The organism is Acinetobacter sp. ANC 4173 (assembly GCF_004331255.1).
Classification (GTDB): Bacteria; Pseudomonadota; Gammaproteobacteria; order Pseudomonadales; family Moraxellaceae; genus Acinetobacter.
On sequence record NZ_SJOF01000003.1, the window covers coordinates 286,335 to 310,507 of the forward strand.

General features: G+C 41.6%; 22 protein-coding genes. 8 read left to right on the plus strand and 14 right to left on the minus strand.

Translation table 11 applies throughout. The features are described 5' to 3' along the window. Positions 1–218: 218 nt before the first annotated feature. The 3 genes from ssb to E0H94_RS06090 form a co-directional block, all read right to left on the minus strand. Positions 219–800 (minus strand): single-stranded DNA-binding protein, encoded by a 582-nt coding sequence (gene ssb, locus E0H94_RS06080; protein ID WP_131325579.1) that lies wholly within the window; start codon positions 798–800, stop codon positions 219–221. A 51-nt stretch (positions 801–851) separates the two neighbouring features. After that, complete coding sequence (locus E0H94_RS06085; protein WP_131325580.1) at positions 852–2,216, minus strand: MFS transporter; 1,365 nt, start codon at positions 2,214–2,216, stop codon at positions 852–854. Between the two features lie 156 nt (positions 2,217–2,372). Further along, the gene (locus tag E0H94_RS06090) at positions 2,373–3,452 is read right to left on the minus strand and encodes a DUF475 domain-containing protein (protein ID WP_131325581.1); all 1,080 of its coding nucleotides are present in this window, start codon (positions 3,450–3,452) and stop codon (positions 2,373–2,375) included. A 210-nt stretch (positions 3,453–3,662) separates the two neighbouring features. Here E0H94_RS06090 and tenA point away from each other — a divergent pair, with 210 nt between their 5' ends. The 3 genes from tenA to E0H94_RS06105 all read left to right on the plus strand — a co-directional run bounded on the left by tenA (position 3,663) and on the right by E0H94_RS06105 (position 5,677). Continuing rightward, positions 3,663–4,337, plus strand: a complete 675-nt coding sequence (gene tenA, locus E0H94_RS06095) for a thiaminase II (protein WP_131325582.1) — start codon at positions 3,663–3,665, stop codon at positions 4,335–4,337. 68 nt (positions 4,338–4,405) lie between these two features. Then, on the plus strand, positions 4,406–4,777 hold the full coding sequence (locus tag E0H94_RS06100; RefSeq protein WP_131325640.1) for a MerR family transcriptional regulator: 372 nt from the start codon (positions 4,406–4,408) through the stop codon (positions 4,775–4,777). A 93-nt stretch (positions 4,778–4,870) separates the two neighbouring features. Continuing rightward, complete coding sequence (locus E0H94_RS06105) at positions 4,871–5,677, plus strand: SDR family NAD(P)-dependent oxidoreductase (protein ID WP_131325583.1); 807 nt, start codon at positions 4,871–4,873, stop codon at positions 5,675–5,677. Between the two features lie 43 nt (positions 5,678–5,720). Here the strand turns inward: E0H94_RS06105 and E0H94_RS06110 are convergent, their stop codons facing one another. Then, positions 5,721–6,062 carry a GlpM family protein gene (locus E0H94_RS06110; protein ID WP_131325584.1) on the minus strand — a complete coding sequence of 114 codons (342 nt, stop codon included), beginning with the start codon at positions 6,060–6,062 and terminating at the stop codon, positions 5,721–5,723. A gap of 265 nt (positions 6,063–6,327) precedes the next feature. On the opposite strand from E0H94_RS06110, the gene E0H94_RS06115 reads away from it, so the two are divergent. Next, the gene (locus E0H94_RS06115; RefSeq protein ID WP_131325585.1) at positions 6,328–6,702 is read left to right on the plus strand and encodes a hypothetical protein; all 375 of its coding nucleotides are present in this window, start codon (positions 6,328–6,330) and stop codon (positions 6,700–6,702) included. A 55-nt stretch (positions 6,703–6,757) separates the two neighbouring features. On the opposite strand, the gene E0H94_RS06120 is transcribed toward E0H94_RS06115, so the two are convergent. The 3 genes from E0H94_RS06120 to E0H94_RS06130 all read right to left on the minus strand — a co-directional run bounded on the left by E0H94_RS06120 (position 6,758) and on the right by E0H94_RS06130 (position 8,764). Next, positions 6,758–7,111, minus strand: a complete 354-nt coding sequence (locus E0H94_RS06120) for a DUF1304 domain-containing protein (protein ID WP_131325586.1) — start codon at positions 7,109–7,111, stop codon at positions 6,758–6,760. A 69-nt stretch (positions 7,112–7,180) separates the two neighbouring features. Continuing rightward, positions 7,181–8,158, minus strand: a complete 978-nt coding sequence (locus tag E0H94_RS06125; RefSeq protein ID WP_131325587.1) for a zinc-binding dehydrogenase — start codon at positions 8,156–8,158, stop codon at positions 7,181–7,183. 3 nt (positions 8,159–8,161) lie between these two features. Further along, on the minus strand, positions 8,162–8,764 hold the full coding sequence (locus tag E0H94_RS06130; protein ID WP_131325588.1) for a TetR/AcrR family transcriptional regulator: 603 nt from the start codon (positions 8,762–8,764) through the stop codon (positions 8,162–8,164). Positions 8,765–9,009: 245 nt separating this feature from the next. Between E0H94_RS06130 and uvrA the strand changes: the two genes are divergently transcribed. Beyond that, positions 9,010–11,841, plus strand: coding sequence for an excinuclease ABC subunit UvrA (gene uvrA / locus E0H94_RS06135; protein WP_131325589.1), 2,832 nt, complete (start codon positions 9,010–9,012; stop codon positions 11,839–11,841). A gap of 342 nt (positions 11,842–12,183) precedes the next feature. Here the strand turns inward: uvrA and E0H94_RS06140 are convergent, their stop codons facing one another. Further along, positions 12,184–12,744 carry a macro domain-containing protein gene (locus E0H94_RS06140; RefSeq protein ID WP_131325590.1) on the minus strand — a complete coding sequence of 187 codons (561 nt, stop codon included), beginning with the start codon at positions 12,742–12,744 and terminating at the stop codon, positions 12,184–12,186. A 45-nt stretch (positions 12,745–12,789) separates the two neighbouring features. On the opposite strand from E0H94_RS06140, the gene E0H94_RS06145 reads away from it, so the two are divergent. Together E0H94_RS06145 and E0H94_RS06150 are read left to right on the plus strand one after the other, a co-directional pair. Beyond that, positions 12,790–13,116 (plus strand): hypothetical protein, encoded by a 327-nt coding sequence (locus E0H94_RS06145; protein ID WP_227548555.1) that lies wholly within the window; start codon positions 12,790–12,792, stop codon positions 13,114–13,116. Positions 13,117–13,437: 321 nt separating this feature from the next. Beyond that, entirely contained in the window at positions 13,438–14,253 is an 816-nt protein-coding gene (locus E0H94_RS06150; RefSeq protein WP_131325591.1) for a toxin-antitoxin system YwqK family antitoxin, read from the plus strand. Positions 14,254–14,287: 34 nt separating this feature from the next. Here the strand turns inward: E0H94_RS06150 and E0H94_RS06155 are convergent, their stop codons facing one another. Continuing rightward, entirely contained in the window at positions 14,288–15,991 is a 1,704-nt protein-coding gene (locus tag E0H94_RS06155) for a GGDEF domain-containing protein (protein WP_131325592.1), read from the minus strand. A 201-nt stretch (positions 15,992–16,192) separates the two neighbouring features. Continuing rightward, positions 16,193–17,026 (minus strand): OXA-1036 family carbapenem-hydrolyzing class D beta-lactamase, encoded by an 834-nt coding sequence (gene blaOXA / locus E0H94_RS06160; protein WP_131325641.1) that lies wholly within the window; start codon positions 17,024–17,026, stop codon positions 16,193–16,195. 1,073 nt (positions 17,027–18,099) lie between these two features. Between blaOXA and omp33-36 the strand changes: the two genes are divergently transcribed. Further along, the gene (gene omp33-36 / locus E0H94_RS06165; RefSeq protein ID WP_131325593.1) at positions 18,100–18,984 is read left to right on the plus strand and encodes a porin Omp33-36; all 885 of its coding nucleotides are present in this window, start codon (positions 18,100–18,102) and stop codon (positions 18,982–18,984) included. Positions 18,985–19,035: 51 nt separating this feature from the next. Here the strand turns inward: omp33-36 and E0H94_RS06170 are convergent, their stop codons facing one another. The 4 genes from E0H94_RS06170 to E0H94_RS06185 all read right to left on the minus strand — a co-directional run bounded on the left by E0H94_RS06170 (position 19,036) and on the right by E0H94_RS06185 (position 24,108). Next, positions 19,036–21,009, minus strand: a complete 1,974-nt coding sequence (locus E0H94_RS06170; protein ID WP_131325594.1) for a BCCT family transporter — start codon at positions 21,007–21,009, stop codon at positions 19,036–19,038. A 168-nt stretch (positions 21,010–21,177) separates the two neighbouring features. Then, entirely contained in the window at positions 21,178–21,861 is a 684-nt protein-coding gene (locus E0H94_RS06175) for an ion channel (RefSeq protein ID WP_131325595.1), read from the minus strand. A 199-nt stretch (positions 21,862–22,060) separates the two neighbouring features. After that, positions 22,061–23,776, minus strand: coding sequence for a cation acetate symporter (locus E0H94_RS06180; RefSeq protein ID WP_131325596.1), 1,716 nt, complete (start codon positions 23,774–23,776; stop codon positions 22,061–22,063). Continuing rightward, complete coding sequence (locus E0H94_RS06185) at positions 23,776–24,108, minus strand: DUF485 domain-containing protein (RefSeq protein ID WP_116759102.1); 333 nt, start codon at positions 24,106–24,108, stop codon at positions 23,776–23,778. Before E0H94_RS06185 ends, E0H94_RS06180 begins: the two co-directional genes overlap by 1 nt. Positions 24,109–24,173 lie beyond the last annotated feature (65 nt).

Consider the following 24,173-nt stretch of genomic DNA (forward strand, 5'->3'; position numbering starts at 1 on the left):
CGTTCAATTTCACAACAACTCTCAAAATTTAATATAGGCCTATCACAACAAAATCAATGATATCTGCACTTTGAACTTAATATTTTCTATAGATAAAAAAATAGCTTCTCTGTTTTACAAAACAAAAGAAGCCATTTTTTTAGTTAAGTAATTGAGTTTAAATAAATTTAAAACAGATAAATCTCAAAAAAACCTAACAAATTACTTAAATTTATGATCTAAAACGGTAAATCATCATCCAAATCTGCTGGTGTTGGCGCAGAAGGTGCTGCTTTAGGTGCGTTGCTATACCCCCCTTGGGTATTGCCACCTGCTGGATTGTTATTAAAGCCGCCAGTGTTGCCATAACCTTGGTTGTTATTGTTGTTATAACCTGTGTTATTGCCATAACCACTGTTTTGGTTATTATTGAAACGTGGTTGGTTAAACCCTGCGTTATCACTCGGTACACCTTCACCTTGCTGACGGTTTGAATCGAGCATTTGCATTTGTTCACCACGAATCTCTGTGGTGTAACGCTCTTGGCCATTTTGGTCTGTCCATTGACGCGTACGCAATGAACCTTCAATATAAACCTTCGAACCTTTACGTAAATATTGCTGAGCAATTTCACCTAAACGATTGTGCAACACAATTCGGTGCCATTCAGTTTGTTCTTTACGTTCACCTGTGCTTTTGTCAGTCCAAGAATCGCTGGTTGCGATTGAAAACTGAGTCAGCGAACCCCCATTCGGAAAAGTTTTCGTCTCTGGATCTCGGCCTAATGTGCCCACTAAAATAACTTTATTTACACCGCGCATCTGATGTTTACTTCCTATCTATTTCTATTATTTACTTTATAAGAGTTATGCTTAAATGGCTACCTCTTTCCCCAACAAGTGCGTTAAATGTTGTCGCGCAGCTTCATCAATCCGCTGCTTGTCCACTTTCACATACGCCACTTGCTGGTCTGACATCACCACGACTTCTTCAATACCACGAATCGCTAAAAGTTGAGAAGTCCACTCATCTGTTTGTTTATTCTCGGGTAAGCGCAACACCAACGATGAAAGATAACGTGGTTGAGCCAATCCAAAACTGATGAGTAGCCAAATTATAGCAATTGCCGTGAGGATACTCCAACCCAATGCGGTGTTATTCAGCATCAATAATTGACCGCCCAACGTACCGCCAAAAAATGCCCCTAAAAACTGACTGCTGGCATTTACGCCCATCGCGGTGGCTTTGGACTGAATCGGTGCAGCTTTAGACAGCCACGATGGCAATAATGCTTCCATGACGTTAAAGGCAATGAAAAATAAACCCAACCCTATCAATAAGATATATTTGGACTCATAACCAAAAATGAGGGTAATTAAACCTAAAATGATGCCTGCAATTGCAGTGAGGAAAATACTGCGCATTTTGCGATATTTTTCCGCCACAATAATACTAGGAAAAGCAAAAAACAGGCTAATGACCAGTAAGGGCAAATAAATTAAACCATGCTTGGCTAATGGAATTTTTGCAAATTCAATTAATTGAGATGGCACATAGATAAACATTGCGGTAAGCAATAAATGCAGGGTAAACACGGACACATGCAGGCGATTCAGATCTGACATTTTCAGCACTTGCTTTAACTGTGCCACATAACCTTGCTGGAAATTTTTATGATGTCGGGTCACTTTCGGTACCAGCAACAGCATGGCAATGGCCGCCAAACCCATAATGGTTGTGACCCAGAACAAGCCCGAAATGCCCACCAGACTGGTCAGCCATGGTCCCAAACTAAATGCCACCACAAACGACAAACCAATACTCATTCCCATGGCCGCCATGGCTTTGGTACGCTGTTCTTCACGAGTGACATCGGCCAGTAAGGCCATGACCACCGCAGAAACCGCACCCGCGCCCGCAATGGCACGACCAATAATCACGCCATAAATGCTGTCCGACATCGCTGCGACTGCACCACCAATTGCAAACAACAACAAGCCCAGCACCACCAAAGGTTTACGGCTAAAACGATCAGCAATCAAGCTAAAAGGAATTTGTAAAATTGCTTGGCTTAATCCATAGACGCCTACCGCTAAACCAATCAACGCAGGTGTCGCATGTTGATACGACTGACCAGCCACGGAAAAGACTGGGATAATCATGAACAAACCCAACATGCGCAATGCAAAAATACTGCTTAAAGCAAAGGTCGAGCGGCGTTCTAAGGAATTCATCATATCAATAGACTTAAATGCATTGAATTTGGAGGTTATGCTACAGCATTCAGATACGAATGCGTGGCGGTTCTGGAATTATCTCAAGAAAAAAGGGCGCAATTCAATGCACCCTGAATTCTACTGTGTAGACATTTCGTTCACATGAAGGACTGAGCCTTATTGCTCTTGACGCTTGCTATATTGAATGGAGGCAATCACGGCCCAAACAATAAAGGCGACACCAATTAAACCCGTGACCACTTCTGGAATATGTACGCCTGTACCACTGGCCAACATAATGAATGCCAAGGCACCAATCGCATAATGTGCACCATGTTCAAGGAAAATGTAGGCATCGAGTGTGCCTTTTTCGACCAGATAAATGGTCATTGAACGCACGAACATGGCACCAATTGCCAGACCCAGCATAATGATGACCACATCCGAAGTAATGGCAAATGCACCAATCACGCCATCAAAACTGAATGAGGCATCCAGTACTTCCAGATAAATAAAGCCACCTAAACCAGCTTTAATCACGCCTGTAGATGCACCACTGGCATCATGTGCCACAGCATTACCATCTTCATCAATTTCAGGTTCACCACCCAACAAATGACTGAGCACTTGCACACCGATATACACCACGATGCCCCAAATACCTGCCATCGTCACCAACAAACGTTCAGCATCTGCAACATTGGCTGCCATGATCAATAACGCAATCAGTGAAATAAAGACGGACATTGCAGGAACGTTGGCTAAATTGGCTAAACGGCGCTCTAACCATCTGAACCAATGGGTGTCTTTACCTTCATCGAAGAAGAAATTCAAGAACACCAGCAATAAGAACGCACCACCAAAGGCGGCAATTTCAGCATGATGGGCCATCAATTTTTCTGAATATTGCTGTGGCTCATTCAATGCCATGTTCACCACTTCCAGCATACCCATATCGGCAGTTACTGCCACAATCACAATAGGGAACACCAGACGCATACCAAATACAGCAATCACAATACCGAGAGTTAAGAAGATCATTTTCCAAAAATGATCCCATCCGCGAAGTACTGAAGCATTCACGACCGCATTATCAAACGACAAAGAAACTTCCATCACAGCCAAAATGGCGGTAATGGTCAACGCAGTAAACATGGTCTTCAAGCCTGCTTCAGGACCATGCGTAAAGCCCCAATAAGCAGAAATTGCAAGACACACAATCGTAAATAAGATAGAGAAACCAAAATGTTTCATCATAACGAAGTGACCTTTGGATAATAAAAGTGCTATAGCATGACTACAGCATAAAAATTCATGCGCGATATTATGACGCTTTTACACGCCAAACCAAAATTGTTCTGCGATTTTTTCTGCCACGAGCCAAGCACTGCAAAAATGGGTCGTCTATTGAGCAGGCTTGCGTTAGTCTAGTCGCCATAATTTGTAAAGCCAGACAAGGAAACCCGCATGCTTTTTTCTGAACAATTGTGGCAGCGTAATCTCGACCTCTACCAAGAAACTTTAGCGCTCCCCTTCAATCAAGAGCTTGCGCGAGGCACACTCAGCCGTGAAGCCTTTTCTCATTATGTCATTCAAGATGCACATTATTTATTGGCTTATGGCCGTGCATTAGCGGTATGTGCGGCAAAAGCCTATGAAGCCGATGATGTAATGCAGTTTTCGGACGCCGCCAAAATTGCGATTGTGGTTGAACGTAGTCTGCATGCCAGCTTTATGCAAGAATTCGATGTCTCTAAACAACAGTTTGAAACCACGCCGCTGACCTTGGCTTGCCATCATTACACGTCATTTTTAAGCGCGACTGCATGGGCGGAAAGTTATCCTGTGGTGCTGGCGGCCTTGTTACCTTGCTTCTGGATTTATGCCGAAGTCGGTCAAGACATTGTGCAGCAATCTGTACCGAATAATCCGTACCAAGCTTGGATCGATACCTATGCAGGTGAAGAATTCCATACCGCCGTGCGCAATGTCATCGCCACCGTAAATAAAGTCGCTGCACGTTGCGATGCTGACACTTTAGAAAAAATGCATGCGGCATATCGTATGGGAGCAACACTGGAATGGTTATTCTGGGATAGTGCTTATCATCAAAAACAATGGTTGGGTTTAGACCACCTATAATTGAACCATATACTGAACTGATCATGAGTCATTGGCTCATGATCATCTTTAAAATGATTGAGAAAAATATGTATATTGGAGAATTGGCGGCTTTAACTGGCACCACCCCGAAAGCTATTCGGCATTATGAAAAACTCGGTTTATTGCCCGTTGCAAAGAGAAAAGGAAATTATCGTATTTATGCAGCGATTGATGTCCAATCGGTTAAGATGATTCGTCTTGCCCAAGCGGTTGGATTTAGTCTTGCCGAACTTTATGACCTTTCTGTTTTAAAATATCAACAGAACCGATTTCCTGTAGACGTCGCGAAAGCTTTAATCGCCAACAAGCATCAGCAACTTTTAGAACACCAACAAGCCTTAAACCAGTTACAAGAAAACTTAAAGCAACTGGAAGATGAAATTACCCAAACCTATCTGACCGACAACAGCGCTGTATAGCAGCGTCAATCAAAAAATCTGCAAATTAAAGCTTGACTCTGTCCTTAGGGGAAAGGTTTATGGTCATAACTCCTTTTATTACGGCTTTATAAAATGAGTTCTCATCTTTCTACATTTAAAAATTCAACAGCATTCATTACAGGCGCATCTTCAGGAATCGGCAAAGCTTATGCGCAAAAGCTTGCCTCTCTAGGTATCCACTTAATTTTGACCGCACGCTCTGAGCAAAAACTGAATGCGTTAGCCAATGAACTTCAAAAAAAATATAACATTCAGGTGGAAATCATTGGTTTAGATTTGGCTCAACCCCATGCAGCGCAAAAGCTGTTTGATGAGGTGCAAGCACGAAAATTGTCGGTCGATATTTTAATTAACAACGCTGGATTTGGAAAATGGAGTCAATTTCTAGATCAATCTGCCGCGACCTACAACGAAATGATGCTGCTCAACATGAATAGTGTCACGTCCTTATGCTATTTATTTTTGCCACAAATGCTGGCGAGCAAAAAAGGCATCATGATCAATATCGCATCGACAGCGGCTTTCCAGCCCTTGCCTTATATTGCGGTCTATGGAGCCAGCAAATCTTACGTGCTTCACTTTACTGAAGCACTCGCAGGAGAATATGCGTCTTCAGGGATTCAATTCTTGGCAGTTTGTCCGGGCAATACCGAAACCAATTTTACACAGGTGGCCAATGCCGATACTCGCGGCATGAAAAGCTCTTCAGTCGATGACGTCGTTTCAGCCACCTTAGTGGCCTTGGATCAAAACAAAACCTCAATTATTGTCGGGTGTAGTAACTATCTCACCGCTCAATTGCCGCGTATTTTGTCTCGCAAGAAAATGCTTCATATGGCTGAACGTATTCTCAGAGACCGCGTTCTGAAAGCATCATAAGTACATCCTGCTTGAAAAGATTAAGACACTTGGCTTAATCTTTTCAGTGCTGAAATATTTGCCACGCATAAATTAAACCTGCCGCAGCCACGACCCAACTGAGTGTCGCTATGCCCAAACATGACCACATCGACATGCGCGTCGCCAACACATAAACGGCAGCTAAATAAATGGCATAAGGAATCAGAGACCATAAGCCAAATAATGCGGTTTTTTGTAAGGCTTCCGCCCCTTTTTGCTGATACACAATTACATGTGCAATCAGGGCAAAAGTGGGAAACAGCGGAACCAAACCCGCAATATAAAAAGCCTTACTTTTGGATAAAATTGAAATCAGCAGCACGACTGCTGCACCCAACATACATTTTAAAAATAATGCCCACATACTTCGGTTCTATCCAATACGTTCACGATCTAGCCCACTCCCGTATTCTGCGCTTTAAAAGGCAGCTTTGCATGTGAATTTAGTGGAAATATCTAGGATAAAATATCGAATCTGCGCCAGTTTTGCTCATCAAGCTACGTTCGGCTAAACATGGTGACATTCTGTGCAAAGGTATGCACCATCTCAAAAATCTCTAGACATTTCCAAGCAATTAAATGATAATGATTGTCATTAACATTATGTGACTTTTCTGCGAGGTTTGCTCATGCAACAAGCGACTTTAGGTACTGAAGCCATTCGAGCATTTTTCACCTTGCAATGTTGTTGGTTAAATAACGAAGAAATTTACTTAGAACAAGGCTGCTTGCATTGTGGTTCAGCCGCAACCTATCTGATTTATTTTACCAATACGCATATTCAAAAACGCTTACTGGACTTTATTGCACAATACAGCTGTGTCTATAAGCAAGGTGTAGATTTACTTTATGTCGAAAATTTTGAACAGCACTACAATGACTTTCTACAAATTTTAGAAAAAGAAATAAATGTTTATGCACGCCAACATCAGGATCTTCCAAGGCAATATGCCTTCGAATCCGTTGAGTCTATTTTTGAACGTCCACTTGCCTGGGCTTGCTAAACAATCCCAAGCAAAGGCGTTATGCACAGGGTGCTCACACCTCTCTGGAGGTTTTTTAAAGTAAATTGACTGCCAATAACGCCAATAGCGCAGGCACCGCCTGAATATAAATAATTTTTTTACTGGCGGTCAAACCCCCATAAATCCCTGCCACCAATACACAGCCTAAAAAGAAATTGGCCAAAGCGAAGGCATAACTTTCAGGTGCGCATAACGACCAGAATAAACCTGCTGCCAAAAAGCCATTATATAGTCCCTGATTTTGTGCCATGACCTTGGTCAATTGGGCTTTTTCAGCGGTGTTGCCAAAGGCTTTCAAGCCGTAGGGTTTATCCCATAAAAACATTTCTAGCACTAAAATATAAACGTGCAAAACTGCAATCAGTCCCACTAAAATTTGTCCGAGCATTTTTATTTTCCTTGTTGTTTTATCTGCGATGACGAAAGTGAGCCTTTCGGCCCACTTCAACCTTCAAAATTAAGGTTTAAACAATACTTTACCTTGGCGTGCTGCTTGGGTTGCTTTTTCTGCTGCTTGTGACACCTGATCAAACGTATAAATTCCTTCGACAGGTAGGGTCAGTTTCTGCTGTGCCGCGAGGGTTAATAATTCAACCACCAAGGCTTTTTTACGTTCCGCCGGCATGTGCTGATTCACGACACTCGCCCAAAATCCTTTGATTGTGGCTTGTTTAAAGATTAAATCGCCCGACTCAATCTGCATGGTTTCACCCGTCATGCTACCGAAGGAGACCAATAAGGAATTTTCACCCAATAAGCTCAACAACTCACCGCTGGCTTTACCTCCAATCGAATCGACACCGACCATCAACGCTTGATCACCCTGAATGGCTTTGACTTGGGCTTTCCAATCGGCCTGATCGGTTGCCACCACATTTTGAATGCCTAAAGCAGTCATTTCGGCAACCGCTTCTTGACGACGTACCAAGTTAATCACATGAATATCACGTGCTTGTGCCACCATCGCCACGGTTTTACCGACAGCCCCATTGGCCGTGTTTTGAATCATCCACTGACCTGATTGCAAATTGGCAAAATCCAACAGCATTAAAGAACTGAGGGGCATGGCAATGAGCTGTGCTGCCAGTTCATCTGGAATGCTATCAGGTAAAGGAATGAGGGCTGCTGCTGGCGCCAGACAGTATTCTGCCCAACTGCCATGAATGCCCGCTACCGAAACACGCTGTCCCAATTCAAAGCCTGTTACGCCTTCACCCAATGCATCGATTACTCCGACCGCTTCGCTGCCCCCAATGGCAGGCAATTCAGGCTTGTAGCCATAGCTACCGCGTACCGTCCAGACATCATGGTTATGAATGGGGGATAAAATCACTTTTAAACGGACCTGCCCTGCTTTTGGCTCAGGTTGAGGCATGTCTGCTTGTTCTAATACATCAACTGGTTCGCCAAAACGACGATGAATAATACTGCGCATGGGTTAATCCTTGTTGGGTTGTAAGAGGTTGTGTGTGGTTTCAAACGCCAAATGCAAAGGGGCTTTGTCTTGCGCCAATTTGGCCAGCAAGGCTGCACCCAACCACAGTTGATACATCACTTGTGCCATTTTAAAAGGTTGGATATGTGCAGGAATAGACCCTTCCTGCTGCCCTTCCTCAAGCAAAGTCGCAACGCGTTCAGTTAATTTATTTACCCCAAAATTCAGGATTTGACGCATATCTTCAGACAAGTCAGACACTTCTGCTGCCAATTTCACAATCAGACAGTTTTCCGCCCAACCACCCCGAATCGGGTCTTCAATCCATGCCTGCCATAACGCCATTAATCGCGCATAGGCACTACCATCGGTCAGTTGCCACAACTGCTCCATCTGATTTTTATAATCGCTGATGTACTGCTCTAACAGCGCACAGCCAAAGGCTTCTTTTGAGGCAAAATAATGGTAGAACGAACCTTTCGGCACGTCACAGGCTTTTAAGATTTCTTGCAGCCCGACCCCGACAAAACCTTTCTGTAACACCAGTGGAAAACTGGTCTCCAGAATGTGTTGGCGGGTGGCTTCACTTTTGATTGATCGTTTCATGATCTGACTATATTTTAATATTAGACCAGTCGTCTAGTAAATTTATGTAACTTGGACGGTTAAATTTCTACAGGAGTAGCCACTACGGCAAATGAATGTTAATAATAGCGGCTTAAAATACGCGAGATTGTTCAAGGCGGATTTATCCGTCATGATTTGTCGTTTAAAAATTCAGATCACTGACTTGAACAATTTTAAAGCGCTATCATATAAGTTTCTATTTGCACAATAATTGAGATGTTTTCATGAGCCAAAGTCATATCCGTATTCGAGGTGCACGTACCCACAATTTAAAAAATGTGAGCCTCGATATTCCCCGCGACAAGTTTGTGGTGATTACGGGACTTTCAGGTTCAGGTAAATCCTCTCTCGCTTTCGATACCTTGTATGCCGAAGGTCAGCGCCGCTATGTAGAGTCGTTGTCTGCCTATGCGCGTCAGTTTTTATCGCAAATGGAAAAACCTGAGGTCGATTCGATTGAAGGTTTAAGCCCCGCCATTGCCATTGAGCAAAAATCTACTAGCCACAACCCGCGTTCGACTGTAGGTACCATTACTGAAATTTACGACTATTTACGTCTGCTCTATGCGCGGGTCGGCACGCCTTTTTGCCCTGAACATGACCTACCAATGGTGGCTCAAACCATTTCAGAAATGGTCGATGCTGTCAAAACCCTCGAAGAAGGTACTGCCTTAATGTTGCTTGCGCCTGTAGTACGTGAGCGCAAAGGTGAATATAGCAACCTATTTGAACAACTACAAAGTCAAGGTTTTGTCCGTGCCCGTGTCGATGGTGAAATTATTGATATTGATTCGCCGCCTGAACTGGATAAAAAGAAAAAGCACACCATTGAAGTGGTAGTTGACCGCTTTAAAGTCCGTGATGACTTGGGCAACCGTATTGCAGAAAGTTTTGAAACCGCCCTGCGTTTAGGTGGTGATATCGCAGTGCTGTCATGGATGAAAGGTGAACATCCTGACCGTGTTTTTTCAGCCAAACACTCTTGTCCTAAATGTGACCGTGCCGTAGCAGAACTGGAACCCCGCCTATTTTCCTTTAACAATCCCTTTGGTGCCTGCCCGGTCTGTGATGGCTTAGGTACGCGTAGTCATTTCAGTGCCGATAAATTGATTCCAAATTCAGAACTGTCGATTAGTCAGGGCGCCATTCGTGGTTGGGACAGACAACGTCCCTATTACTACAGCATGATTCAAAAAGTTGCGGATCATTTTGAATTGTCACTCGATACCCCGTGGAACGAACTGGATAAAGACACTCAGAAGAAATTTTTATACGGCACAGGCAAAGAAAAAGTCGATTTGAGTTATATCGATGAGCGTGGGCGTAAACACAATCGCGTACAACCGTTTGAAGGGATTTTGCCGCATCTTGAGCGTCGTTACCGTGAAACCGAGAGCAACTATGTGCGCGATGATTTGGCACAGTATTTATCCAATGCGGCTTGCGATGCCTGTGGCGGTTCACGTTTAAACGAAATTTCGCGCAATGTACGGGTCAAAGACAAAACCATTGCCCAGATTACCCAAATGTCGATTGGTGATGCTGAGACCTATTACCAAAGCCTGAATTTAACGGGTGCCAAAGGTGAAATTGCCGACAAGATTTTTAAAGAAATTCGTGAGCGTCTACACTTCCTCGTGTCTGTCGGGTTGAACTATCTGAGCCTGTCGCGTTCGGCGGAAACTCTGTCGGGCGGTGAAGCACAGCGTATTCGTCTGGCTTCGCAAATTGGTGCAGGTTTGATGGGTGTAATGTACGTGCTGGATGAACCTTCAATTGGTTTACATCAACGTGATAATGACCGTCTACTGGAAACCTTAGTGCGCTTGCGTGACCTCGGCAACACGGTATTGGTGGTCGAACATGATGAAGATGCCATTCGCGCTGCCGATCATATTATTGATATTGGCCCAGGCGCAGGCGTGCATGGTGGGGCGATTATTGCCGAAGGTACGGCAGATGAATTGGCACGTCATGAAGATTCGCTCACAGGGCAATATCTATCTGGAAAACTCAGAATTGCTGTGCCTACACAGCGCACGCAACCGCCACGTCCTGACGAACAGATTAAGCTCATGGGGGCTGCGGGACATAACCTCAAAAATGTCGATCTCACCATTCCATTGGGTGTGATGACCTGTGTCACAGGCGTGTCGGGTTCAGGTAAATCGACGCTGATTAACCGTACTTTATTGCCATTGGCTGCAACCCAACTCAATGGTGCAACGACTTTAACTGCTGAAAAGTTTGACTCGATTGATGGCCTACAATTCCTCGATAAAGTCGTGGATATTGACCAAAGCCCGATTGGACGTACCCCACGTTCCAACCCTGCCACCTATACAGGTTTATTTACTCCAATTCGTGAGTTGTTTGCGCAAACACCAGAGGCCAAAGCCCGCGGTTATGCGGCAGGTCGTTTCTCCTTTAACGTGAAAGGCGGACGCTGCGAGGCGTGTGAAGGCGACGGCATGATTAAAGTTGCGATGCACTTCTTGCCTGATATGTACGTGCCCTGTGATAACTGTCATGGCAAACGCTATAACCGTGAAACTTTGGAAGTCGGCTATAAAGGCAAAAACATTTCCGATGTATTGGACATGACCGTTGAAGATGCTATGCATTTCTTCGATGCCATTCCAGTCATTCACCGCCGTTTAGAAACCTTGAACCAAGTTGGTTTGGGTTATATCCGTTTGGGACAGTCAGCAACTACACTGTCTGGCGGTGAAGCTCAACGGGTAAAACTGGCACGTGAGTTGGCAAAACGCGATACAGGTAAAACCTTGTATGTACTGGATGAACCGACTACAGGTCTGCACTTCCATGACATTGCCAAGTTGCTCGACATCCTGCATGAGCTACGCAACAAAGGGAACACCATTGTGGTGATTGAGCATAATTTGGATGTGGTGAAAACCGCAGACTGGATTATTGACTTAGGTCCTGAAGGCGGTGCAGGTGGTGGTCAGATTATTGCCGAAGGTACACCAGAACAGGTCGTGAAATCTAAGGTTTCCCATACTGCGAAGTTCTTGAAGCCGTTGTTGAAGTGATTTTACAATCTCCCCCAACCCCTCTTTTTTAAGAGGGGAAATTCCCTCCTTTCCCAAAAGAGGGTTAGGGAGGATTCATAAATATAAAAAATGAAATTTTGAAAAATTCAAACCATCCGATTATTAGAATTTCTGCGATATTTTATCTAGAGATAGAGAATTACATAGGTCTGTGTTATGACTCATGTATATAGAGAAATACTAAAATGCATTAGACTTCTTTTATGAGTTATTTTTATTTCTCCTTATGGTTAAAAATAAAGAGAATCTAAAAAATTATAAAAAATAAAGAACCATATAAATTTTAACTGTAAAATGAAAAATTATATAAAAACACTCCTATTACCCAATTTCAATATTGATATTAAAATCATCAATCATTGAAAGTATTTCTTTATAAATTAAGTAATTCTCTATATCACGACATATAAAAAATACTTCTTCAATATTTTGGTATTTTGGCAATGAAGAAAGTACTGTACCTATTGCGATTTCAGCAGCCAATCTTCGAGGGAAATTATATACACCAGTACTGATATTAGGAAAAGAGACTGTCTTAATGCCCACTTCATTAGCTCTGATTAAAGCATTACTATAAGCATCGCAAAGTAATTGTGCCTCATTATTTTTACCATCTAACCACCTTGGTCCAACAGCATGAATCAAATATTCAGCTGGCAGATCTCCTGCCATTGTTATTTCAGCTTGACCTGTTGGGCAACCACCTTTTTCTTGATTAATTCTAATACATTCTGCTTTCATCAAAGGTCCAGCTTTTTTATGAATTATATAATCAAGTCCTCCTCCACCGAGCAGTGACTTATTAGCTGAATTAACGATAGCATCTACTGAAAAATTTGTTATATCATCATGAAGAAGATTAACTTTTTTATAATTTCCCATCGAATAAAACTCTTTAAAATATCATTAAGCACATTAGGAATTAAGATGACCGAAAAAATATTTATTGAACAACATGTTGAAAAAACATGTGATTTAATAATTCAACATATTAAAAATATTATAACATTTCAAGCAAACATTAATAAACCTTTAGGAGGACATTCAAGATTTATGGAAAGATTACTCCACCCTGAAGATTTTCTGGTATTTAGGGGTACATCAAAAGAACTCTATGAAAATAAAAATTCGATCCGTAGAAAAGAACATATTGTTCCTATGTCATATTTGTTAGATCAATTATGGTATCTAATTCTAGAAAATAAATATTCTGATAAAGAATTATCATCTATTCTAAAAAAAATCTTGGAGTAGCTTACATAACTTATGAAGAGTCATTAAGGCTTGATACAAAGAAATCTGGATTAAAAATAAAAATGCCACATGGATGGCGTTTAGGTATTGATGACCCTTTAGACCGCCTTAAAGCCGTTGATATCATTCTCTTAGATGATCAAAAAAATGAAATCCAAACTTTGTTAAATCTATAATTAAAATTCAATACAAACTATCCTAGTACAACTAATATCTTTAATAAGCTCGGAATGACTATCAACTTAACGTAAAATCCGACTCGGCTTTTATCAAAACAGAAGCCCTATGACTTTTCAATAACTCAATTACATTATCAAAATCATGAAAGCATTCCTTCTCAGTATGACTTTGGGACTTGTTTCCCTATACACCTTCGCCGATGGCTATATCAATGAAAATATGATTGTTTTCACCTCAGACTCCGACGGCAGTGATGATCCATGGCAAGACCATCCCAAATGCACACCCAGTATTCAAGCAGGCGGTTCTTCAAAATCATGGCTGGTGCAATATTTCTACGCCAACCAAAGCCCCTTAACCTCTGGATTTATCACCACATACAAGCCTTCGAGCAAAGCCAGCGAATGCGAATATCTGGTACATTTTCCAGATCAGGTGCAAGGTTCAGGGACATTCGAAAGTTATTATCCGAATGGCAAAATGCGCAGCCACATTGAATACGAAGATGGCAGTTATCATGGCAAACTCACCCTCTGGCATGCCAACGGTTTAAAAGAGCAAGAGTCAACGATGAACCACGGCATTCCTGATGGGGAATATCGCATTTGGCACCCGAATGGACAATTAGCCCTGTCCATGAAATACAAAGATGAGCTACAAAATGGCATGAAACAACGTTGGTATGCCGACGGCAAGCCATGGACCTATGTGCGTTTTGAACATGGCGTAATGCGTGGTGAACTCAAGCAATGGTTTCACAATGGCAAATTGGAACGCCGCGGAGAATACCGTAATGGTCTCAGACAAAACCGCTATGAAATTTGGTACGAAGATGGTACGCCCGAAGCTGTCTTAACTTACGATGCAGGAAGTATTATCCAAGCTCAGTGCTGGAACCAAGCTGGCAAACCTCGCGCTCGCAATAGTTGTCTTACCAGCTATCAAGATGAAGAATAATTCTGAATAAATACTTATTGATGCGGTGATAGGTCTAACCTTGCACCGCATTTTTCCCTTTCGCCTTCGCTTTAAATAAAGACTGATCGGCTTTATGAAATAACTCTAACCAACTGGCACCACCGATGGCATAGCCCGCACTGACAGAGACATGTAAATCGGGGGCTAGCTCCACCTGAATATTTGCCCTGCCCACATCACGCCGAATCTGATCGGCAATGTTCAGTGCTTCTATCTCGCTCATTTGCTCAAGCAAGACCAGAAATTCATCACCTCCGTAACGTACAATTAAATCTGTAGTACGGACATTGGCTTTTAAAATATTGGCCACCATCTGAATGACTTTATCGCCAATCATATGTCCATATTGATCATTCACTTGCTTAAAATCATCAATATCAATCACAATCAAACACAATTTTTCGAGTTTTTTAGGCTGATTTTCTAAATGCCGAATATAACTCTCTAAAGCCAAACGATTCGCTACGCCAGTTAAAGCATCAGAATTGGCAATATTTTTTAATTGAAACTCCAAAGCATCTCGCTGCTGCAACATACTTTCTAATTTACGTATCGCCATAAACAATGAATCTACACCTGAACCATGCTGTAATGCTTCTGTTGTCTCAATTTTTGAGCCTTGAGATAAATTCAAAATTGTTTCTCGTGCCTGAATTAACGGTTCAAAAACCTTACGACGTGCATAGATCATGGTAAATAAAGCAGCAAACAAAGAAATAGTGGTCACAAAAAGGGTGAGATAAAATTGGCGTTTCGCCTGTAATTTCTCTCGTTCTGCCACTTGCAAACTATAATCTAAAATATAAGTTTGCAAATTCACAACGGAACTGAATTTGTCGACGATTTTTTGGGTTAACTCGGTACCCGATAATTCATAAGGTCGCCCTGAAATGCTGTCTTGTATCAAATGTTGTACCGTACTTATGCCCTGCTCAAGAAAATCTGTTCTTACTTTTTCATGTAATTGCATAAATTCAGCAGTTTTATCTTGTTCAGGCAAAATGGTATTCACCAAATCCCATAAATAATATGCTTGATGTTGAGTTTGTAAGGAATGTGCCAAATTGCTATCAGGCATTTTCTGTTTAAAGGTCACAGGGGCAATCACATTCGAAGCCACTCGCCCTGCTTGATCACGTAAATCAGCTAAAATTAAAATCAAGGTATAATAATTTGAGGTATGCTCATCTAGGCTTTGCGAGTGAATTACCATATTTTTCAATACATTATGACTTGCATCCCATGCCGCAAACATCTGTAATATGGCAGCATCCAATTGTTCCATATTGCGTTCTGAACGGGGTAAAGTGGTATAAGCATCTACAGCATCGCGCCCTTGTTGTAGCTGCGGTTGTAATTGCGTCACAATTTCAGCCGCTTCAGTATTAAACCCTGCCTCATTCAAGCGTAAAATGGTGCTTTGAATATGCTGATCAACACCTCGTCGATATTCGGCTAATTCTTGTTGGTTGTGTGCATATTCTTCAACTGTACTCGACATGACTTTATTGCTGGGTGCACGTTCACGTGAAATTTTATTGGATAATTCGGCAACTGCTCGCAGACTCTGAATTTCTGTTAAAGACAGCTGCGCCTGTTGGTAATTTTGGTGGCTTTTTAAAATAAGGGGGACGGAAATAAACAGTAACGACAGGACAATGACCAACATTGCACCCAATAATCGTTTACTTATATTTTCTGCCCGTAATGTTGCCATGAATATTATTAAATTTCGCTACGTTGCTTCTTTATAGTTAAACCATAACATTGATAAAAGATGCAACGCTGAAAAACGATATTTTAATTTGTTATTTTTGCTTTGCTTTAAGACATTTAAATTTAGCATAACGGATTGAATACCCAAAGGCAGCTTTAAACTGCGTTCATCTCGCTGCCCTGAATCCTATATTTTGTACCCTTATAAATAAGGAAAAACACCCAGTTTATCTAGAGCATCTAGTGTGAGTTGTTTACGCATGGGCAATTGCTGCTCATTCTGCATCTGCATATTTAAGGCAAAGGCCAAAATTTTGCCGTGGGGTTGTTCCACCCATCCCACATACCAACCCACCTGCGGCTGTACATCGGCTCCCCATCCTGACTTAGCATACAATTTGGCAGTACCACGACGCTCCACATACAGCATTTTTTTGACCTCTTGTTGCACCTGTACATCAAAAGGTAAAGCCTTGTTTGCGAGTCGGTAGACAAACTCAACTTGTTGTTGTGGTGTAATTTTTAAGGGTCCATCTAACCAAAAACGGTCGACCTGTGAACCGATCTGAGCATTTCCATAACCAACACGACGAAGCTCCTTTTGCATCAGCGGCAGACCAATACGTCGTGCTAAGGTTTGATAGACAGGAACTGCCGAGACTTGCATTGCCTGTGCCAACGTCATGTCCTGTTCCCAACTTTTCAATGCACGTGCTTTGCCATCCCATGCAAATACTTCAGTGGTCGTGGTTTTATGCTGCTGTAAACCAATTAAAGCATTTAACATTTTAAAAGTTGAAGCTGGAATATATGCCGTTTCCGCACGTTGCAAATCATTGCCAAAACGCTGCCATTGTTCCCCATCATAAGTCACAAAGACCACTCTGCTATCTACCGCTTGAAACATATGATTCAACTCAACCAATCGTGGTTGTTGCATCATCGACTGTTGCTGAATTTGATCCTTAACGGGTTGTTGACTGCATGCACTTAACAGCATCCAAGTTAAAACCGAACAAGATAGACCTTTTAGCATCCACATTCTGACTTGCTCCATCACTTTTAGACCTATCATAGCCAGATTTTGACCCGATGGAATAAACCCCATTGAATTTGTTTACTTTTGATCCATAATGGTGCATAATGCACAACATTAGGGCATTTTTAATTTCATCCTCAGCAGATATTTTTAAATTTCCCTGTTTTTTGGCAAAAAATCCCAGTTTATTTATTTAAACTGGGATTTTTTTTATTATGTAATTAAATCTCAATATTAATCCCAACTTAATTTACAGTATAAAAGCATCATATTGGTGCAATAAATCAGTTTTGATGCTTCCCTCATCTAGCTATTTAAGACAGATCCACCATAGCTAAAATGTATTGAGACCAGTGCATTGACGCCCTATAACCCAATCGATTGCAAACATGCACCACCTTAGCTTCTTTAGTTCTATGTTGTTATTTTTGAATTACAATTCATGTTTTTAAAAGCAAAAAAAAGCCCAACCTTGGGGAAAGTTGGGCGATAAACTAAAAACTTTTTGTGGAGAATCAGGTAGATATCACACTATTTGCATGAAACATGATCTGATTACTCAATTATTATGTCTCTCTTTTCCTCAGATGTAAAGCCGATTAAATTGCTTTGTTTTATATAAAAACACATTTAATACAAATAATGAGAAATAGATCACATTAATGACAAAAAATAGCTTATTAAAAATACAATTGTTACATTTTTCGCAATATTTAATTAAATTTTGAACAATTATTCAGAATGAATCACAAATCATTGCTGCAATTTAATGAAATTTATCATTGTTTTTGACAATTATTTTTAAATAATTAATTCTTTTTTACAATTAAAAAGCCATCGTGTTTTGCCGCATTCTTGTGCCAAAAAATGAGAAAAGAATGAACTTATTCAATTGTAATCTCTGTCTTTTTTAAAAGGTTGACACAAATTTTTCCATTTGTCTACTTTTTGCACACCACTTATTCCAAGTAAATGCACGCTGCAATCTGTAACACGCGCTTAATTGACTAAATAAATTGTTACAATACAATGCCACTTGTTTAATCCATTCTAACAAACTGGTAACACTCATGAAAAAACTCGGTTTAGCCACTGCTTTATTATTAGCCATGACCGGTGCTCAAGCATACCAATTCGAAGTACAAGGTCAGTCTGAGTATATTGATGCATCTGCAGCAAACGACAAAGACTTTACTGGCGGTGTGCAAGGTACTTACTACTTTAAAGATGTAGACTCTTCTAAAGGTCCTTTAGCTGAAGCAGCTTTCTTAAACCAAGCTTCAAACGTTTCTTTGGCGTATAACTATGCTGAATTAGGTTCGAACGGCTTTGATGTTACTGCACATAACTATGGCGCTAAAGCTGAAGTTTATGTACCAACTAAATTTGTACCTGCATATGCAAGTGCGTCTTACAGCCACACAATTTTAGATGCGAAAAATAACCAAACTGCTGCTCTTGAAGACAACGGTGACCGTTATGCATTAGAACTTGGTGCTTTAGCGGCGCCGAATTTCTTGGTTGCTGTAGGTTATACCAACGTTGCTGACCAATTTGCTTTAGATGCATTCAATGTAATGGGCAAAGGTGTAGTAAATGCTGTAGGTGAAACTGCAACGATTGGTGAAGACCAAGATGCAATCACTGCACGTACTAAATACGTAGGTAACATTGACGGTACAAACATGTCAATCGGTTTTGAATCAGGCCTTGTTTACGGTGATTCAACTGCATACCAATTGAAAACTGACCTTTATTTAAATCCTAAATTAAGTGTTGGCGCTTCTTATGCTGAATCTAGCTACGAAGGTACACCTGACTCGGCTTGGGGTGCAAACGTAAACTACTTCATCACTCCAGCAGTTGCTGTAGGTGCAAGCTATGTCAATGCGAATGCAAAAGATGTTGATCTTGACACGCAAACTGTTGGCTTAAATGCTAAATTCCGTTTCTAATTGATTAGATACTGAATCAAAAAAGGACGCTAGATGCGTCCTTTTTTATGCTTATACGTTCGGGCTACGTACCAAACTCAAGAAGTGTAAATGACGTTCATACTGATCGATAATATCTTGCAGTAAATCTTCCAAGGTCCAGTCCATCACATCATAATTTTGTCCACCTTCACGCAAGAAAACTTCGGCTTGATAAAACCGCTGGTCTTGCTCTCGTGCATCTGCCATAAAACTCGGCGGCTGAGTTTCACGCGAAACGACCTGATAAATAAAATTGATCTCATTGTGATGATCGACGCGCAATTGCAATCCCTGTTCAATCGGTCGAATGGCCACTTCAAGCTGACGGCGCTGAAATTCCTTTTGTACTTGCAGAAAAGCGTATTGCACATTTTGTTGAATAAATTGTTCCACTTCTTGTTGGGTATGCGGATAATGCATGATCAACCCCAAACGCTGCTGCCAACTGCGTGGATTTTGAATGGCTCGTGGGGTAATCCGTGCTTCTTGCAGCGCTTGCATTTTAGTCAAATCCAAATGGAGTGCTTGGATTAAACCCCAACACATCAACAACATAATTAAGGTAAACGGTAAAGCACTCATAATGGTAGCGGACTGTAATGCTGCCAAGCCGCCTGCCACCAAGAGAATAATCGAGAGCAATGCAATTAAAACCGTCCAAAATAATCGCTGCCATAAAGGTGAGTTTTCACTTTCTGCAGTTAAGTAATCAATCACGAGTGAGCCTGAATCGGCAGAAGTGACAAAGAACAGTACCACCAATACCGTCGCAATCAGACTCGAAATTTGTGCAAATGGAAGATGCGTCAGAAACTCAAATAGTGCCACGGATGAATCGTGCTGCACCGCTGCAATCAAGGAGCTTTGCCCCTCGTGAAGAATACTGAACAGCGCCGCATTGCCCATAAAGCCCATCCAGATTAAAGTAAAACCTGTCGGAATAAACAACACACCAACAATGAACTCTCGAATACTACGTCCACGGGAGACTCGAGCAATAAACATCCCGACAAATGGTGACCATGAAATCCACCACGCCCAATACATAATGGTCCAACCACCTATCCAGCCATTGGGTTGATAGGCATACAAGTTGAAAGTCATCGTGAACAAATTGGAGATATATTGCCCTGCATTTTGAATGCTGGTTTGTAGGATATAAATTGAGGAACTCGCGAAAAAAACGAATAAAAGTAAAACCAGAGCAAGAATCAGATTCAACTCAGACAGGCGTTTAATCCCTTTATCCAGCCCAAAACCGACCGATAATGCCGCTAAAAAGCTGACAAAAATAATCAGACCCACTTGAATAGCCACACTTTGCTGAATACCGAATAAATAATTCAAGCCAGAATTAATTTGCGTGACCCCAAAACCGAGTGTGGTGGCTACCCCGAAAATGGTGCCCAAAGTGGCAAAAGTATCAACCGCGTCTCCTACAGGACCATATATCTTTTTGCCAACCAATGGATACAATGCTGAACGGACTTTTAGCGGTAAATTATGTCGAAAGGAAAAGTAAGCCAGTGATAATCCCACCAGTGCATAAATAGCCCATGCATGTAAGCCCCAATGGAAAAAAGTAATCCGCATTGCTTGCTGTGCCGAGGCTAAGGTTTCCCCTTCTCCCGTCGGTGGATTGACATAATGCATGACGGGTTCAGCCACGCCAAAAAACATCAGTCCAATGCCCATACCGGCAGTAAATAGCATCGCAAACCAAGAGCTTTTACTGTATTCGGGGCTACTATGATCGGGTCCCAGTTTAATTTTACCCATGTCCGACATAGCGATAAAAATAAGTAAAATAAGAAAGAACGCAACTGCTAAGACATAAAACCAGCTAAAAGAATCAATAATCCATTGATTTAAATGCTTGGTTAAGCGTTCAAAACCGCTTGGATCGAATAAAATTAAAGCCAAAAAGAGCACGATAATCGCAACAGTACTTAAAAATACATTCCGTTTGACATTGGCAAATGGAGACGTCTTGATGGAAGGCATAATTTCCCCCAGAAGATTTTTATAGATGTAAAAAAGATGAAACCAATCAGGTTAATTTCGCGGATCTTATTAAGAAGTGAATATGTTAAATTTTAACAATTCTTGATAATGATAATAAATTCTGTCTGTTGAGGCAGTTCAATTCCTGTAACGATTTACCGCGTTGCATTAGTCATTATTTTGCCGAGGATCATGCCGAATATATTGTAGCGCAATGAGTCTGGACACAATTAAGGCCAGATACATGACGCCGCAAAACATTTGTAACATTGCCAAAATACGCGCGGCTGGCGTCATGGGCATAATATCGGATAGCCCTGTCGCCGACTGTAAACTAAAGCTTAAAAATAACAGGTTCAACCAAGATTGCAGACCCGCAGTTGGACTTTGGAAACTATTGGGCGTCAGGAGTTGGCAAATATTGTATAAGAATGCAAACCCCCAAGCGATCAGGGTAAACACAGCACCTGCTGCAAACATTTCATCTTTGGTTAAATAACGGTCTGCAAACATATAACGGACCAAACCATAGGCTGCCAAAAAATAAGCCAAACTTTCAAAACTGTGTGCAATCACCTGTATCGTGATGGTGTCAAAGCCCAATAAAATCAGAAAGGAAAAAATAAAAGCCCCTCCAACAAAGCTTAAGCCCAGAAAAGTATAAACCGGCGTTTGTCGAATCACTTTGGCAATAATCAGTAAAGCCAATACCCCTAGACACCACATAAATGCCCGATATGACAACCCACGGTGTCCCATTATCGACAGCCACAACATACAGAATTGAACCAACAACAACCATGCCGATGGCAATAAACGAAATCCTTTCCAGAAGTCGATCATCACTTGCATATCTGCCTGCCTTATTCAATTGATGGAAACACTTCAAACATTTGTTTGTACTTATTTTTGAGGAATATTTTCTTTTCTTATTCTGTTGTAGCGTATTTAGTGGGCTGGGTCTAGCAGGTATTCGGTATTCATTATTTGGCAACTTTGAGCAAGCAATAAAAAAGCCCCTAACGGAGCTTTTTTATTGTTTGATTCAGAATTAGTGATCAGAAGCGCCTGAAATACCAACACCTGTCATCGAACGTACATACTGTGCATCAAATGCTTTACGTTCTGCTTGCGCACGTGCAGAGTTATCTGTCACAGAGAACAACCAGCAGCAGAAGAACGCCAATGGCATAGCAAAGATTGCAGGACCATTGAATGGGTTAATTGGAGTATCAGAAATACCCAAAGTGTCTACCCAAACTGCTTTCGCTAAGATAATCAGTACCACCGCAGTGATAAGACCCACCAAACCGCCAATCACTGCACCACGTGTAGTTAAGCCTTTCCAGAACATTGATAATACAAGCACTGGGAAGTTCGCACATGCCGCTACAGAGAATGCTAAACCTACCATGAAGGCAACGTTTTGTTTTTCGAACAAAATACCCAAAATCATTGCAAAAATAGCCAAACCTAAAGTTGCAATTTTAGACATGCGAAGTTCAGATTCAGGTGTAGTTTGACCTTTCTTGAATACGTTTGCATACAAGTCATGCGAGATTGCTGAAGCACCAGACAACGTTAGACCTGCAACAACTGCAAGAATAGTTGCGAATGCCACTGCTGAAATGAAGCCCATGAACAAGTCACCGCCGAGTGCATCAGACAAGTGAACCGCAGCCATGTTGTTACCACCAACAAGCTCAAGCTTGCCAGTCATCGCCATTTTCGCAACATCAAGGAACTGTGGGTTGTTCGATACATAAAGGATCGCACCAAAGCCGATGATGAAGGTTAAAAGGTAGAAGTAACCAATGAAACCAGTTGCAACAACCACTGATTTACGTGCTTCTTTTGCGTCTTTAACGGTAAAGAAACGCATTAAGATGTGAGGTAGACCTGCTGTACCGAACATCAATGCAAGACCTAAAGAAATCGCATCAATTGGGTTCGCTGCCAGTTTACCAGGGCCCATGATATTGCCTGCTTCAGATACAGTAATTTCATGTACTTTTGCAAAGACATCAATCGATTGAGAGAACATCTCAGCGAAGCTGAAGCCCACGCCTTTCATGACCATGAATGCCATAAACGAAGCGCCAGATAAAAGCATCACTGCTTTAATAATCTGTACCCAAGTCGTTGCCAACATTCCACCGAAGATTACGTAAGCCATCATCAGAAGACCAACAATCACCACGGCAATGTTGTAGTTCAAACCAAATAGAAGTTTGATCAGCTGACCCGCACCCACCATCTGAGCAATCAGATAGAACGCCACCACAACCAATGAACTGATTGCTGCAAGCGTACGTACTGGTTTTTCCGCCAAACGGAATGAGACCACGTCAGATAAGTTGAACTTACCTAAGTTACGTAGACGTTCAGCCACCAAGAACAATACAACTGGCCAACCCACCATGAAACCCAATGAATACAGCAAGCCGTCAAAACCTGAGCTGAAAACCATTGCGGAAATACCCAAGAATGACGCTGCGGACATATAGTCACCCGCAATTGCTAAGCCATTTTGGAAACCTGAAATTCCACCACCTGCTGTATAGAAATCTGTAGTACTGGTGGTTTGTTTTGCCGCCCATTTGGTAATAAATAAGGTAAAACCGACAAAAATGGCAAACATGATAATCGCATGCCAGTTGGTTGCTTGCTGTTCAGCTGCACCTAAGTCTGGACTTGCTAGTGCGACACCTGAAGCCATTAGGGTTGTTGCAGCAACTGTAAGTGCTTTCAATGAATTCCATTTCATTAGTGCTGTCCTTTCTCATGCGCAATTGCTTCAACTTCGCGGATTGCTTCTTCATTTAATGCATCGAGTTTGTTATTCGCAATATACGAATACACACCACATAAAACAAAAGACAATACAATAATGCTTAGACCCAATGGCATACCAATCGTGGTGACACCACCACTAAAGGAAGTCATTAAAAACTCTTTGTTATAGCCGACCAACAGCATGAAACCAACATACACAACTAACATAATGATCGTCAGTGTCCAGCTGAGTTTACTTTTACGACTGACCATTTCCTTAAATTTGGGATTTTGTAGAATCTGGTTTACGTGAACCTCATCCATAATATTGCTCCTGTGAAGCGTCCAGCCATAGACGCATTTTTAATTTGAATTATTTCGTATACAAA

Excerpts from the sequence above, each read along its gene's own strand:
- E0H94_RS06150 (WP_131325591.1), top strand. The coding sequence starts at position 13,438 with ATGAAAGCATTCCTTCTCAGTATGACTTTGGGACTTGTTTCCCTATAC.
- E0H94_RS06105 (WP_131325583.1), top strand. The coding sequence starts at position 4,871 with ATGAGTTCTCATCTTTCTACATTTAAAAATTCAACAGCATTCATTACA.
- E0H94_RS06085 (WP_131325580.1), bottom strand. The coding sequence starts at position 2,216 with ATGATGAATTCCTTAGAACGCCGCTCGACCTTTGCTTTAAGCAGTATT.
- E0H94_RS06170 (WP_131325594.1), bottom strand. The coding sequence starts at position 21,009 with ATGCCTTCCATCAAGACGTCTCCATTTGCCAATGTCAAACGGAATGTA.
- E0H94_RS06155 (WP_131325592.1), bottom strand. The coding sequence starts at position 15,991 with ATGGCAACATTACGGGCAGAAAATATAAGTAAACGATTATTGGGTGCA.
- E0H94_RS06130 (WP_131325588.1), bottom strand. The coding sequence starts at position 8,764 with ATGAAACGATCAATCAAAAGTGAAGCCACCCGCCAACACATTCTGGAG.
- blaOXA (WP_131325641.1), bottom strand. The coding sequence starts at position 17,026 with ATGCTAAAAGGTCTATCTTGTTCGGTTTTAACTTGGATGCTGTTAAGT.
- uvrA (WP_131325589.1), top strand. The coding sequence starts at position 9,010 with ATGAGCCAAAGTCATATCCGTATTCGAGGTGCACGTACCCACAATTTA.
- E0H94_RS06140 (WP_131325590.1), bottom strand. The coding sequence starts at position 12,744 with ATGGGAAATTATAAAAAAGTTAATCTTCTTCATGATGATATAACAAAT.
- E0H94_RS06090 (WP_131325581.1), bottom strand. The coding sequence starts at position 3,452 with ATGATGAAACATTTTGGTTTCTCTATCTTATTTACGATTGTGTGTCTT.
- E0H94_RS06180 (WP_131325596.1), bottom strand. The coding sequence starts at position 23,776 with ATGAAATGGAATTCATTGAAAGCACTTACAGTTGCTGCAACAACCCTA.
- ssb (WP_131325579.1), bottom strand. The coding sequence starts at position 800 with ATGCGCGGTGTAAATAAAGTTATTTTAGTGGGCACATTAGGCCGAGAT.
- tenA (WP_131325582.1), top strand. The coding sequence starts at position 3,663 with ATGCTTTTTTCTGAACAATTGTGGCAGCGTAATCTCGACCTCTACCAA.
- E0H94_RS06115 (WP_131325585.1), top strand. The coding sequence starts at position 6,328 with ATGCAACAAGCGACTTTAGGTACTGAAGCCATTCGAGCATTTTTCACC.
- E0H94_RS06125 (WP_131325587.1), bottom strand. The coding sequence starts at position 8,158 with ATGCGCAGTATTATTCATCGTCGTTTTGGCGAACCAGTTGATGTATTA.
- E0H94_RS06175 (WP_131325595.1), bottom strand. The coding sequence starts at position 21,861 with ATGCAAGTGATGATCGACTTCTGGAAAGGATTTCGTTTATTGCCATCG.
- E0H94_RS06145 (WP_227548555.1), top strand. The coding sequence starts at position 12,790 with ATGACCGAAAAAATATTTATTGAACAACATGTTGAAAAAACATGTGAT.
- E0H94_RS06110 (WP_131325584.1), bottom strand. The coding sequence starts at position 6,062 with ATGTGGGCATTATTTTTAAAATGTATGTTGGGTGCAGCAGTCGTGCTG.
- E0H94_RS06120 (WP_131325586.1), bottom strand. The coding sequence starts at position 7,111 with ATGCTCGGACAAATTTTAGTGGGACTGATTGCAGTTTTGCACGTTTAT.
- E0H94_RS06100 (WP_131325640.1), top strand. The coding sequence starts at position 4,406 with ATGTATATTGGAGAATTGGCGGCTTTAACTGGCACCACCCCGAAAGCT.
- E0H94_RS06185 (WP_116759102.1), bottom strand. The coding sequence starts at position 24,108 with ATGGATGAGGTTCACGTAAACCAGATTCTACAAAATCCCAAATTTAAG.
- omp33-36 (WP_131325593.1), top strand. The coding sequence starts at position 18,100 with ATGAAAAAACTCGGTTTAGCCACTGCTTTATTATTAGCCATGACCGGT.